Raw genomic sequence first — 14244 nt, 5'->3', positions numbered from 1 at the left:
CAACGTCCATAATTACATGAAACAATTATTAGCTTTCGCTGTCATTACCTTTCTGGCGACACTGTCGGTTGTCTCTCAGGAAAAACCCGTTCTCAATGTTATTCCATATCCTAGTAAAGTGATCCTAAGAAAAGGAAATTTTAAAATCACTAAAACAACATTGTTAAACCGTTCAGATCAGCTCTCTCAGGAATGTAGTTTTCTAAATGGCTTGATTGAAAATGGAATTGGGACTAAACTCGGGCTTGGAGCAGGGGAGAGCAATGTTATCAAAATCGCTGTTGACCATAGACTTAAGCACGAGGAATATGCCTTAGCGGTTTCAACAGATATTGTGTCTTTATCTGGAGGTTCTCCAGCAGGTGTTTTCAGAGGTTTACAAACCTTGCGTCAGATGTTCAGTGATCAAGTTGAAGTAGACTCCGGTAAACTAAAGGCGTTATCCATACCCTGCGTTTTGGTTTCAGATCTTCCAGTATTTGATTACCGTGGTTTACACCTTGATGTGTCCAGGCATTTTTTTACCATAGAATTTTTAAAGAAATATCTTGATGTGATGGCCCTTTACAAATTCAATAAACTCCATTTACACCTAACAGATGATCAGGGTTGGAGAATAGAAATAAAAAAGTATCCTAAATTAACCAGTGAGGGTGCATGGCGGACATTTAATAATCAAGATTCTGCTTGCATAGTCAAATCCAAAGAGAATCCAGATATGGCTATTGATCCGCGGTTCATTGTGAAAAAAGATGGTGTTAAAAAATATGGCGGTTTTTATACCCAGGCACAAATGATTGACCTTGTCAGCTATGCCAAATTGCGGCATATTGAAATTATTCCAGAAATAGATATGCCTGGGCATATGATGGCTGCAATAAAAGCTTATCCATATTTATCTTGCACAGGAACTTCAAATTGGGGTAAGCTATTTACTACGCCGATATGTCCGTGTAACGAATCTACCTATGACTTTGCCGAGGATGTTTTTAGGGAAATATTTGAGATCTTCCCGAGTCAATATATACACATCGGAGGAGACGAGGTTGATAGGGCTAGCTGGCAAACTAATCAAGCATGCGCCGAGCTAATGAAACGTGAAGGCATTAAGAATACTGCTGGTCTTCAAAGCTATTTTATAAACAGGATGGAAAAATTTTTTCTTGCAAATGGAAAAAAAATTATTGGTTGGGACGAAATTCTAGAAGAGGGAATAAGTACAACTGCGATGGTTATGTATTGGCGTTCTTGGGTTCCCCTTGCGCCTCTAGCTGCACTAAAGAATGGAAATCGTGTAATTATGACCCCAGGAGAGCCCTTGTATTTTGACTACCTTCCAAATAAAAATTCATTATACGATGTCTATAATTTCAAAGTAATACCCAAAAATTATCCGGAAAGTGGTGTTCGCAATATTTATGGTGCACAGGCAAATCTCTGGACAGAAATGGTCCCGAGTGAAAATCGGGCAGAATATATGGTTTTTCCAAGAGCTTTAGCCCTTGCTGAAAATCTATGGAGTCATCATCACCTTGATTTTAATTCCTTTAGCCGTCGGTTGCTATCTCATTACCCGAGGCTGGATCTATTGGCTGTAAAATACCGTTTACCTGACTTGGAAAACGTAATCACTGAGCGTGTTTTTATGAACAGAGATAGTTTATACTTTGATAAACCAATTAATAACATGAAGCTTAGGTATACATTAAATGGTTCAATTCCTAATATGACAAGTAATGAACTCTCAGAGAAATTGAAAATTAATCATAATACAGCTGTAACATTGGGGGTATTTGCACAAGGAGATACGGCAATACGAGAGATTTATAAAATCAATTTTAAAAAACAGGATATGGCCGAGGCTATGACCGTTTCGGGTAAGCATGCCGGGCTGATAGGGGACTATTATAAATTTCTTCCGGACAGCTTAAGCACAGGTGCCGGGAAAAAAGTGGACAGTACATTTATTATAAAAACAATTTCAGTCCCTAAAACGGTCGATGCACCTACATTTCAAATTGATTTTACTGGAATAATCGATGTTCCTCAAGATGGGGTTTACACTTTTTATCTTGACTGTGATGACAGCGGAGTGCTGTCCATTGCCGATCGCCTGGTGGTAGACAACGGTGGAATGCATTCTTCAATTGAGAAAAACGGACAAGTTGCACTGAAAAAAGGAGGACATCGTTTTAATTTAATTTTTAAAGAAGGAGGTGGGGGTTACAAACTTAGATTGTTATACAGCTTTAATAATTCTTCGCCAGCTGCAATTCCTTCCACTTGGTTAAAACATTGATATTTCTTCATGCCAATCGTAGTGATGATAGAAAATTACTCTATTGGCATGCTTTGGAAACTCTTTATGAAAATCCCCGATATTAAAAATGGCTTGGATAAATGGGGCTTTAAGGTAGAAACAAAAATACCTGGGGTACGATAGCGTAAGAAATTTGAATTTTAAGTCGATCAACATGCTTCGTCTAGGCAAAATCACTTCAATAAACCATGACACAGGGGAGGCTACGATCACTGATATCAATGATCAGGAGATTGATTTTCCAATCAATCTGGTGAGCTCACAATTGATACTGCTGCAGTCCATCTGGTTTGATATCTATTTAACCCCGCGTGGGCTTGAGGTATACTCAATTACGTTTTTTTCTATTTCCCGCCAAGCGATAAAGTCAGATCATTCCATAGCATCAGGATTTTTATAAACCTAACGTTCATTTAAGAACACATCCCATGTCCCCATTAAAACGAAAATCGAAAACCAGCTACCAAAAGGCCGAGTTATTTCTTGAATTTTTATCCGTTATCTGCGACATTCCCGAAACGATGAGAAATCGAATCATCAAAAACAGCCTAGCTGTAAAATTGTACAAAGGTGAGCTTCTGCCGACTGAGATGTTGAAATCCAATGTGATATTTATCAATATTGGCGCAATCAGGGGCTTTATACATGAGAAGGATAAAGATGTAACACTAATGATCAGTCAGGAAAACCAGCTGATTGGTAGCTCAAATCTGGAAATTTTTTCACGCACGGATTATGCTTTAACTTATCAGGCGCTAGAGGATTGTTGCCTGCTGGCGCTACCTTTTTCTCTTCTTTATCTGTTAAGGGAGCGTCATAAACAAATGTCTTTAATCAATGATCATTTCATCTGGAGGTATCATTCTGAGGCTACTGAACGCAACCTTTTAAGCAGACTCCCAACAGCGATGTTACGATATTCAAGACTGATGCAAACGGATCCGGGCCTGTTCGACCGCGTGCCGGACAAATATTTATCTTCTTATCTGGTAATGAGGCAGGAAACACTAAGCCGATTGAGGAGAACGAAAAAAAATATATAATCAATATGTGATTTCAGCATTTGTGTTGTTTAGACCATTCATTATTAAATTGTTGAAAACTACCATAGCCTAAAAATATGCATAGCGCATCTTTTACAAATGGCGAAAATGATGAAGGGGGATCCAGAAAACCGAAAAATCTTTTGAGTGTGCTTTCCGACAGATAGTTTTTATCCTGTTCAAAAATTCTCTCAGAAATCATCCTGCAATCCCTGACTGAGACAGTATCAATTCCACATTTTTTTAAGATGAGTTTTTTCAAATCTTCCTCACAATTAGATGACATGGTAACAATTGTTTTCTTTTGTAAATGTCTTAGAACTGGTTTAGATGTAGACCGATTTGTCTGTTTTATCTTCAGTTAAATGTGTGAATTTAATTTTTAATTAGGAAAAAATGGATATAAATCGCGTACTAATTCGCAGGCAATTAACAGTATTATTACAAGTTGTTTTATTTCCCTAGACGAGTCTATGTAATTACAATTATGGATAAGCGTATTTTAATTATTGATGATGACGCACAAATGTTATCATCACTGGAAATGTTGTTTCTTGCAGAGGCATATCAGGGAAAATCGATTGATACCGAGTGTTTAATTAAGGGAGCACTGGAGAGTTTTAAACCGACAATCATTTTGATGGATATTCGTCTCGATGGTGCAGACGGACGGCTCATTTGTGATGAAATAAAACAGGATGTCACCACAAAACATATTCCTGTAATTTTAATTACTGCACTTTCTTTTCATGAAATCAGTGAGATGGATTGCCTGGCAGATGCGATCATAGGTAAACCGGTCACAACTGAAAGGTTACTGTAGACAACTGAGCAGTTATTGAAATTCAAGCAGCAGACTTAATTAAGCAAGTTTGCTTTTCGGAGTTGGTGTTAAGGATATGATACTAATGACCTGGTTTTTTTCTACCCCTATTGGTGCAGATTTTTCATCGCACGAGTATTTGAGCGCATTTCAGAACTTACCTACAGATGAGAACAATGCGCTTTAATAATTGAATTTTCTTCGAACGGACTATCCCAAGCTGCTGCCCCTTGACGCTAATGAGATCACTACTATCGGATTTTTTAAATTGGCGATGTGCCTGATTTCATGGTGTAGGAGTGATGTACATTAAATAATAACGATGACGGCTGAATGCTTTTAATCTCTCCTAAGTTGTTCTTCGACAATCGAATGTACCTTCTAATAAAAAACGCCGTCCCTCGGGGGTAACGGCGTTCCAACTAATCTAACTAAACCTCCATTGTTCTCAATGGTTATAAATTCCGGGAGACTTATGCATATTGTTTATAATTACCATCCTGGGTTTTGCTTTAAATTTGGGTTCAAATTTAATTGTGTCTGCGGTATTGGGTATAAATAATTTTTGTCGTTCCAGGTCCTTGCGGCAATGTTAGGATAAACTCGGATATAGAAATCTGCATTTACCACAATGCCATTTACTTGTGAAGCTGGGTACTGCGCTCTGAGTGCAGGAAGTAGTTTCATTCCCAAGATAGTTTCCGGATTATTAATGAGTGTTCCAGCTCTCCACCTTCGCAGATCGTCAAGTCTTAAACCCGATGAGCCTAATTCTATTCTCCTTTCTCGGCGAATCTCATCCAATAGTACTGGAAGAGTGGGGAAGACAGATTTTGGATCTTTCACTAGGGCTGAGATAACCAAATTTGGCATACCCACCCGAGCTCGGAGTTTGTTTATCGTATTATCAATTACAGTTTGTGTTGCCTCTCCAAGTTCTGCTTTTGCTTCAGCCTCTATCAATAATATTTCTGCATATCTAAAGATGAAAAAATCCAGTGAAGATTGGTTAGCATTCCACGCGGCAAGACTTGATGATCTTCCCTTGATTGGTTGATAACCCGTTGAAGTAACTGAGGTACCTATCCGAGGCAAGGTGATAAGATCGCCTGCTAGAAAGTCGAATCCTCTTGTTGCAATTTGCTGCGGAAATCTTGGATCACGATTTTGAACTTCATCATCAAGAGAATTGTCACCCCTATAAAGCGGACTGAGCGAGGTTGGGAGACCATCGATGCAGAGGAATGAGCGTACAAAGTCTTTTGAATAACCATCACTGGCTTCTCCTATTGATCGACTAACTCCATTCATCAGTATGGTTGGTAGATACCTCATAGGAAGGATTGCTTCAGGATTGTTTTGCAATTCTTCCTGAATGAATAGATTGTAATAATCGGTTCTAGGGTTTCCAGTGCTATATAATCTATAGAGTCCAGAATTCATGATTTCTTCTGCGGCAGTAACGGCCTGACGTAAATAGACTTCCTCATTTCCTGCACCCGTATATTTGCGCCATGTACCTTCCCAAAGACAGATTCTTGCTTTTAATGCAAGCGCAGCATATTTTCCGATACGGCCATTTGAGGGCGCAACGGGTAAACTTGCTATTGCGAAATTTATATCCCTCAATACCGAATCCATGATTTGCTTATGTGGCATGCGGCTACCAAATAACACTGATGTTGTAGTGTCAGTAACATATTTGCTAATGTAAGGTACATCTCCGAAATCCTTCACTTTATTAAAGAAATCATTAGACCTAAAAAAAAGTGTTTCACCAACATAGATATTTTTGGTAGCCTCAGGTATAGCAGCCTTCGAATAGTTAGCTAAAAAGAAATTACATCTTCTATTGAGTGAGAAATCCCAAAGACTGGCCGCCGAATTTACATTAAGCGTTCCATTAAGCAATGTATTGATTGAGCTGTTGGCTTTATCATCTGAATTATTATCAGCTCGGACTAAATTCTGAACTGGAAGAGAGGAGTAGTATTGATTGCAATAAAGCTGCAAATCATTTTCATTCTTAAAAAAGTTCTCCGGACTAATATCACTCAATGGGATACGGTTTAGGAATTCATCTCTCTTACAAGATGAAAAGACAAGCAAAGTTGCCATCATCAGATAAATATATTTATACTTTTTCATTTTTATGTTTTTGTTGTTTATAAAGTAACTTGAAGACCAAATGAGATTGACCTGTTTAGGGGATAGGTTGTATAACTCAAGACCTCTGGGTCGTAGCCTTTATAAAGGGACGTAATGGTAAATAGATTAGCACCTGTTGCATATACCCTCAGGCGTTGCAACTTGATCTTATCAGTCAATAGCTTTGGAAAGGTGTAGCCTAAGGTTAATTGCTTTAATCTCGCATATGCCGCATTCTGCATATATTTCGTTTGACTTACCGTATTACCCCCACCAGCAAATCTCGGTCTTGCAAAGTATGCGTCACGGTTTTGTGGCGTCCAGTAATCTGTTGCATATTGGAAAGGAATACTGTATTCGTCATCCTTAAAGGCATAGAACACATAATCACTTGGCATATAATCCTGTTTCATAACACCCTGCACAAAAGCAGTGAGATCGATGTTTTTGTAAGCCAAATTGATGTTTAACCCAAATCGGTACCTTGGAGTAGAATTTCCTATTTTTTTATAGTCCCCTGAATTAGAAATGGTCTGGTTTCCGTAATCAATTTTACCATCGCCGTTTAAATCTGCATATTTTACATCACCTGCCAACCAGCGGTAACCTGCCAATTGAGAATTATTCACAGCAGCGGCTTCAGCATCTGTTTGATAAAACCCAAGGGTTTCAAAACCATAAATGTCATTAATTCGCTCACCCTCAATGAAATTTCCTAAGTTATTGGTTGGATTGTTTTTAAATTTTGTAATTCTACTGTAGCTATCAGAAATATTAAACCCTACGCTATAAGAGAGTTCTTTATCGATAGCTTTATCTGCCCAGGTGATTGACGCTTCCCAACCCTTGGTTTTTAAGTCCGCAGAGTTTGATGCTGGCGCAGAAGTTCCCAGTACTGATGGAAGTTGTAATCCAGGTACGAGCATATCTCTCGTATTATTAATAAAGTAGTCGAAACTTCCAGTTAAACGGTTACTCAGCAATCCAAAATCAACACCGATGTTTTGAGTTTGGACCTTTTCCCAGGTGAAGTTTGGACTGATCAGTCCTGGTGTATTGACTACGATACCTGGTTGACCGCCAAAAAGATAACCTACTGTCCCGGTGGTCTGGGTGGCAATATATGGGTATTGTGCTGCTGAAGATATAGCTCCAGACGTAAGTTGATTAGGTAATTGGCCGTAAGATGCCCTTAATTTTAACAGGTTAAATGTCTTCTTGATTGAAGACATAAAACTTTCTTCCGAAATATTCCACCCTGCAGAAACTGAAGGCGAGAAAGTATAGCGGCTGCTTGGCTGAAAGCGTGAAGTACCATCATATCTGCCATTTACCTCCAATAAATAGCGGTTGTTAAATATATAATTCAGTCTAAAGAACGTACCTACCAAGGCAAATTGAGTTTCTGTTCCGCCAACAACTGGTCGGGTGTCATTATTCAAACCGATTGCAGGTAAAGTAGGATCAATTAGATTTCTCGCTAAAGAATTACTTAATTGGTAGTGTTGATATTCCTGGTTATAACCAGCCGTTGCTTTGAAGTAATGTTTAGTTGCGAATGTATTTTCGTAAGTTGCATATAAGTTAAAAGCATTATAATTGTTGTTTTGCCGATTTTCAGATACCTGAGAAGGGTTTGTCCATGGGAATATATTTAGAAAAACGCCGTTGACCCCAAATTCATTATAAGGAATAAGGTTAGCTCTTCTGAATGAAGTAAAACTATTCCAGGTGTAGTCGGAGTTAATAGTAACGTTTTTCGCAGGTCGTATAATTACTCTTCCAGTAGCGAAAAAATCGTTTTTAGAATCGATATCACGACCCGAATTAGTCAAAACGGCAATAGGGTTGGTGTAATTACCTTGTCCGGAAAAATTCCCATCAGGATGATATACCGGCATGAGTGGACGTAAATCGCCACTGATCCAAGACCCACCCTGATTAATTCGGGTAAAGGCCCCCTGATTATTATCCGTATGGGTAAGTGATAAATTTGCGCCGAAGGTTAGCCAGCTTGTCACATCAGAAGTGATTTTCAAATTTGGAGTAAAGCGTTGGAAAATCTGATCTGCAGGCTTCTGTAAGCCTTCCTGACGGAAATACCCTAAACTTGCTACATAAGTCGTTTTATTTTCACCGCCAGATAATGACAGGTTGTGCTGCTGTTGAGGAGCCCAGCCGGGATACAAAATATCAATCCAATCTGTATTTCCAACATAACGATATCGACGTGGGTTCCCAGGATCTACATAAGCCGATGGATTATTTACCGGATCAGCACGATATGCCGCTGCAAAAGTGGAATCCTGTGCAGTAAAAGGATCACCTGATGTGTACCCGCCTGTTGCCTGGCCTGTTCTTTGGGCACTGTTGAACATTGTGATATAGTCTCCAGAGTTTACGTAGTCTGGTAATAACGTTGGTCTTGAAACGGTGTACGCTCCAGAATAAGCTAATTGTGTCTGTCCCTTTTTACCAGATTTAGTTGTGATTATGATAACCCCATTTGCCGCCCGGCTACCATAAATCGCAGATGAGGCCGCATCTTTTAATACGGTTACACTTGCGACATCATTAGGGTCTATCAAATTAGGATCTCTCACCACCCCATCTACTAAAATTAATGGTGAAGAACTTGACCCTCCACCGATGGTTACGTTCCCACGAACGTTGAATGAAGCTGCCTGACCCGGCTGACCATTATTAAGATTTACATTTAGTCCAGGGAGCAAACCTTGAAGTCCGTCTGCAAGATTGACCATTGGTCTGTTTTCTAGCTTCTCACTGTTTATGGTTGCAACGGCACCTGTTAAATTTATTTTCTTTTGTGTTCCATAACCCACAATAACCACATCATTTAGTGCCTTTTGAGAAGATGTCAATTGAACATTTATTGTTGTTCTAGAATTAACCAATACCTCGAGTTGGCCATATCCTATTAGGTTAAACTGAAGCGTACCAGATTGTGGAACAGCAATAGAAAACTTTCCTTCACCATTCGTTGTTGTTGCAATAGCTGAACCTTTAACTCTAACTGTCGTACCCGGCAAAGCACCTGCACCATCTTTATCGGTAACAGTCCCCTGAACCGTAGTTTGGGCGAATACGTTTTCTACGGAGCAGAATAAGTTTGTAACAATTGAAATTGCTAAAATTGAGGCAACAGTTTTTAGTTGCCTGTAAAAAGGTATTGTTTCTTTCATATATATTTGGTTAAAATTTTTGAACTGTTAGCTGGTATTATCCAGATAGTTAGCCCGGAGATACTGTAAATGTTTATTTGTTAGGTGCAAGGTACACTTCTCGCTTTTTAGAAAAATATCAGCATTTGGCGATTTATTAAACAATATTGGCATACAAAATCCAAGTTTTAAATTGCCACTTTTCAAAAACTAGATTAATTACAGATAATCATTTTTTTAAGATGGATTTTCAGAAGTATTATTCTCAATGAGCAAATCGAAAAAAATTTGGCTTAATACTGAGCTTGTTGAGGAAGATAAAAAGATTTTTATGGGAACAATCTTTTTGCCAATGCGCAATTTGGGATAAAGAGAGATGGGAAAAAACCAGAGGATACCCGTTCTGCTTATAGTAACAACTGCTATTACGGATTTGATCAGCTTACGGTTAATCAGTTTCGGCTAGGTAAAAACGGTGTGATTGGAGCAGTTAATGATGTAATCAGTACCGTTGCCGGAGTCAATGATCCTAAATTTGTAAACTATTCGTTAAATACCGCGGTATCAAATGCTGATTTTAATACTTCATGGGATTTTCACATACAGGGAAATTCACCTGCCTTAAGTAAAGGCATTACTAGCTTCACCCGCCACCACGCGGGAGGAATGATAATGAAAAATGGAATAACTTACACCTCTCCGGCGCCAGCTGGTTTTGTAGGTGCTTATGGAATTAAAAACTAAAATGAAGAATAAGAATATAATTAATTTTGCTGCGATAACCGTTTTATGACTGGTTTTTTCTTGTATTAGAATTGCACAACAAGTAGGTAAGGATGCGGTAAAGCCTTTGTATGTGTGTGATCCGGTTGATTTTGATACCGATGATCCGGCATTTTGGGTTAACGCTGTAAATCCAACGCAGTCGCTGGTAATCGAAACGGATAAGGATACTAACGGTGGCCTATATGTTTTCGATTTGGAAGGAAAAATCATTCCCTCAAAAACTATTAAAGGGTTGAAAAGCCCGGATAATGTCGATATCGCCTACGGACTTAATCTTGCCGGCAAGAAAACCGATATTGCGGTAACCACTGAACTTTATATCCAAAAGCTGAGAATATTTGCCCCTCCTGATGTGAAACCTGTTGATAATGGTGGTTTACGGGTGTTTGAATTAGAAACAGGCCAGAATTCCCCGATTTGATGGGCATTGAGATGTAGGGTATAATTTATGCCATTGTTGGCTGTAAGTCCGGACCAAAAGACGGTGGATATTTAAGGCAGTATTTGTTAGAAGATGATGTTAAAGGACGTACTAAAGCCATATTGGGGAGAAAATTTGGCCAATAAAGTGGCAAAAAAGAAATTGAAGCCATTGCTGTGGATAACAAATTGGGCTATGTATACTATTGCGATGAACAATTTGGCGTTTGTAAATATTATGCTGATCCTTCCAAGGGAAATCAAGAACTTTCTTTATTGGATAAGGCGATTGTTCTATAGATAATGAAGGAATCGCAATTTATAAAACTGCTGAAGATAAAGGCTATGTTTTGGTTTCCGATCAAGGCTCAAGGCAATTAAAAGTTTACAATAGAGCGGGTAAGCCAGATGCCCCAAATCAACATCCGTTATTGGCAACGGTTAAATATTCTGCCAACCAAACTGATGGTATCGATGTGGTTTCAGTGCCATTAAATAAAAATTAAAAACATGGTTTACTGGTTGCCATGAACGATGATAAAACTTTTCATTTCTATCGTTGGGAAGATATTGCGGGTAAGCAACTTGATGTGAAACCTTAGCTTTTAACCTCACCCTATTGCAGATCTAGACGTTATGATAAAAGACATTCTTGGGGGTACCAAGTTTTATGTCCCCTAGGGAAAGATTGGTGAATTTGATGCGGAAAGTATAGGAGTGCAGAGCAGTCCGGTTGGCTGTTGTGTTTCACACTTAGTTTTTGTGAAACAGACCATTGGTCAGCAAGATTAGGAAGTACCTTTTTTGATTATGCGGTAATGCCGGCGATGCTTGTTTAGTGAAATTATTGTTGTTCACTTCCAGTGTTTTAGTGTTGCAGGTTTCTGCAGATTAATTGGGGATATATTTTGCGGCATGACTGTAATTGTACTGGTGATACTGGAGACTGATTTGAGCGGGAAAAATTTGGGAAAGGTAATTAATGGTCGTTTGGTACGTTCGGCTTTTTGTTTTTCTTTTTACTGACAAAAGTAGACGCTTACTTATCAGATGGAATAAAATGCATAATGAACCTTTACTTGGCTAATTTAGTTCTGCTCTGAGCGAACAATGTACTTATTGAGTTGGCTTGGCATTAATCCAAACTTCTTTTTAAAGGCATGAGAAAAATGAGAAAGGCTTTCAAAACCCAGATCCAAATAAATAGCTGAGGGTTTTAAGTGCTTGTTTTCAATCAAAGATTTAGCTGCATCTAACCGTCGGGATAGCAGCCATTGTCGAGGTGGAAGATCAAAAGCTTTCTGAAAATCACGTTTAAATCCTGCCAGACTCCTGCCGGTGAGCTGAGCGAATTTCTCTATTGGTACATTGAAATGGAAATTATTAAGCATGAACTTTTCCAGATCAATCTTGTGAGGTTCTGCATAATCAAACAGAAAATTCCGTAATGCCGGGAGCGCCAGCAGCAATAATTTAATGCCTTCTTTTACTTTTAAAATGCCCATTTCGTCGGTCATGGTAGCCCCCGAACTTCTAGCATAAGGAACGATGGATTGAAAATAGCCCTGCAAAAATTCATTTGAGGGAATCAGAAGGTTTGGACTACCGATGTATTTCTCCTGGCATTTAATTTTTTCTTCCAATGCAATTTTCCGCATCAAGTCTTCTTGAAGTGATATTACAATGGTCTCATAGCTTCCGTTCTCGCCGGGTGTCTTGGTGAGGGTGCCCAATTGGTTTTTGCCAATCAGTAACATTTCCCCAGACCCCATGGAAATGCTTTGTGCTGAGGTTTCCAGTGTAAATTTACCTGAAACCTGCAGTATCAAGGTATGGTGATTCCAGAAACATGCTTTCTGTTTCCTTTGGGTAGAGAGATAAGAGTAAAAAATTACACCCGGAAGAATTTCTGCTGGACTTTCCATTTATCGTGCTAAATAGGTACCTCCTTTAATGGCGCCTATTGCAAAAGTAGTATTTAATGTGTTCATTTCCTCTTCGCTAAACTCGATTTGCATGGCTGCAATATTTTCAGCCAGGCGGGATCTTCTGCTCATGCTTACTAAGGGCATAATATTTTGGCCCTGCTGTCTGACCCAAGCGATCGCCAGCTGTGTAGGGGTAAATCCCTTTGTAGACGCCAAATCTTTTAGTATTTCAACTTTTTGAAGATTATTTACCAAATTTCCCCCTTGAAACCTGGAGAAATGCTGACGGTAATCCTGATCACTAAGTGGTGCGCTTAATCCTCCACTCAGCAAACCTTCCGCAGTGTTTGCAAAAGCAACGACGGCTACCCCTAAATCTTTGGCTGCTGGGAGCAATTCGTTTTCTATTTGCCTGTCCGCTAGTGAGTAGCCGATTTCCAGTGCACTTATCGGATGAACATCGTTGGCCTTGCGTAGCTGATCCGCAGTAATTTCTGATACGCCGATGTGACGGACTTTTCCCTCCTTAACCAGTTCAGCCACTGTTCCGATAATATCCTCTACCGGGACGCTATCATCCATCCGGCTGGGTTGATAGAGGTCAATGGTTTCGATGTCAAGTCTGGTGAGCGAGTAATTGATAAAGTTTTTAATTGAATTTGGCTTAAGGTCAAGGCCCAGCCATTGACCGTTATGGAAAATCGCTCCAAATTTGACACTGATAAAAGCCTCATCCCGTCTCTCTTTTATCGCTTTTCCGATGAGCATTTCGTTGTGGCCGGCGCCGTAAAAATCGCCGGTATTTAAAAAGTTAATGCCCAGATCCAAGGCCTCATTAATAGTGGCAATACTTTCCGTTTCATCTGGAGTAGGTCCTCCCCAGATTGAAGACATTCGCATGCAACCCAGCCCAAGGCTGGATACGAAAGGGCCATCTTGGCCCAGTTGAATTTTATTGATGTTTTTCATAGCACAAATATCCAACAGAGAAGGAAACTAAAATTGTCTGCACAGCTCAATTAATTTGCTTATACGGCTCATGCTTCCGATTCTAGGAAAGGAAACCTGGTTACCTGACTAATGCATTCAAAATTGAGCAAAAGTATTTAATGTCTATTTATGGCCTTGGGTGACAGTTAATTCAAGATTACAGTTCTAATACATTAATGTTGCTGTTTACTTTAAGGATGATGAGAAGTGGGGCAATGTGTCAATACATCAGCTATCGATATATCGAATTACATTTTATGAAAGCATGTCTATCAAAAATCCACCATTGTTCAACAATGCTATTTATTTATAGTTGCTTTTCAGTTAAGGCATGTTTCTTTATTGCCTGTTCAGTTCTTAGTAAAAAAATACTAACAACAACGATCAATACGCTTAATCCAACGAGTAATTCAAATTTTTGGCTGAAATCGAACTGTAATCCAACTAGTGAACAAATAAACAATATGATTCCTGATTTAATAATTTCCCACCCGGAGAACTTTTGAGCAAAATTCCACGAAGATTGAGATTTCATCGAATTTTTGGTACGATAGCCGTAAAGATTGTTTATCTTGTTAGGAGGAAATATAAGTATCATTATACC

General features: G+C 39.1%; 11 protein-coding genes. 6 read left to right on the top strand and 5 right to left on the bottom strand.

Features of this window, described 5'->3' with window-relative positions; genetic code table 11:
- Positions 1 to 16 precede the first annotated feature (16 nt).
- The 3 genes from OQZ33_RS13300 (at position 17) to OQZ33_RS13290 (ending at position 4186) form a co-directional block, all read left to right on the top strand.
- Positions 17 to 2299, top strand: a complete 2283-nt coding sequence (locus tag OQZ33_RS13300; RefSeq protein WP_265799508.1) for a family 20 glycosylhydrolase — start codon at positions 17 to 19, stop codon at positions 2297 to 2299.
- 449 nt (positions 2300 to 2748) lie between these two features.
- Positions 2749 to 3363 (top strand): Crp/Fnr family transcriptional regulator, encoded by a 615-nt coding sequence (locus tag OQZ33_RS13295; RefSeq protein ID WP_265799507.1) that lies wholly within the window; start codon positions 2749 to 2751, stop codon positions 3361 to 3363.
- Positions 3364 to 3850: 487 nt separating this feature from the next.
- Entirely contained in the window at positions 3851 to 4186 is a 336-nt protein-coding gene (locus OQZ33_RS13290; RefSeq protein WP_265799506.1) for a response regulator, read from the top strand.
- 492 nt (positions 4187 to 4678) lie between these two features.
- On the opposite strand, the gene OQZ33_RS13285 is transcribed toward OQZ33_RS13290, so the two are convergent.
- Both OQZ33_RS13285 and OQZ33_RS13280 read right to left on the bottom strand, forming a co-directional pair.
- On the bottom strand, positions 4679 to 6334 hold the full coding sequence (locus OQZ33_RS13285; protein ID WP_265799505.1) for a RagB/SusD family nutrient uptake outer membrane protein: 1656 nt from the start codon (positions 6332 to 6334) through the stop codon (positions 4679 to 4681).
- Positions 6335 to 6351: 17 nt separating this feature from the next.
- Positions 6352 to 9537 carry a SusC/RagA family TonB-linked outer membrane protein gene (locus OQZ33_RS13280; protein ID WP_265799504.1) on the bottom strand — a complete coding sequence of 1062 codons (3186 nt, stop codon included), beginning with the start codon at positions 9535 to 9537 and terminating at the stop codon, positions 6352 to 6354.
- 456 nt (positions 9538 to 9993) lie between these two features.
- Between OQZ33_RS13280 and OQZ33_RS13275 the strand changes: the two genes are divergently transcribed.
- From OQZ33_RS13275 to OQZ33_RS13265, 3 genes are all read left to right on the top strand, one after another.
- Entirely contained in the window at positions 9994 to 10260 is a 267-nt protein-coding gene (locus OQZ33_RS13275) for a hypothetical protein (RefSeq protein WP_265799503.1), read from the top strand.
- A 112-nt stretch (positions 10261 to 10372) separates the two neighbouring features.
- Positions 10373 to 10723: a phytase gene (locus OQZ33_RS13270; protein WP_265799502.1), complete on the top strand. Its 351-nt coding sequence runs from the start codon at positions 10373 to 10375 to the stop codon at positions 10721 to 10723.
- A gap of 349 nt (positions 10724 to 11072) precedes the next feature.
- On the top strand, positions 11073 to 11228 hold the full coding sequence (locus OQZ33_RS13265; RefSeq protein ID WP_265799501.1) for a hypothetical protein: 156 nt from the start codon (positions 11073 to 11075) through the stop codon (positions 11226 to 11228).
- A gap of 582 nt (positions 11229 to 11810) precedes the next feature.
- Here the strand turns inward: OQZ33_RS13265 and OQZ33_RS13260 are convergent.
- The 3 genes from OQZ33_RS13260 to OQZ33_RS24495 all read right to left on the bottom strand — a co-directional run bounded on the left by OQZ33_RS13260 (position 11811) and on the right by OQZ33_RS24495 (position 14238).
- Positions 11811 to 12647, bottom strand: coding sequence for a helix-turn-helix domain-containing protein (locus OQZ33_RS13260; protein ID WP_265799500.1), 837 nt, complete (start codon positions 12645 to 12647; stop codon positions 11811 to 11813).
- The gene (locus tag OQZ33_RS13255) at positions 12648 to 13619 is read right to left on the bottom strand and encodes an aldo/keto reductase (protein WP_265799499.1); all 972 of its coding nucleotides are present in this window, start codon (positions 13617 to 13619) and stop codon (positions 12648 to 12650) included.
- Between the two features lie 328 nt (positions 13620 to 13947).
- A complete protein-coding gene (locus OQZ33_RS24495; protein ID WP_416338753.1) occupies positions 13948 to 14238 on the bottom strand; it encodes an SdpI family protein in 291 nt (96 codons plus the stop codon).
- Positions 14239 to 14244 lie beyond the last annotated feature (6 nt).

Source organism: Pedobacter sp. MC2016-05 (assembly GCF_026239735.1).
In the GTDB taxonomy this organism is placed as follows: domain Bacteria; phylum Bacteroidota; class Bacteroidia; order Sphingobacteriales; family Sphingobacteriaceae; genus Pedobacter.
Note: the sequence above shows the minus strand (reverse complement) of the source record. Positions and strands in the feature narration are given on the sequence as shown.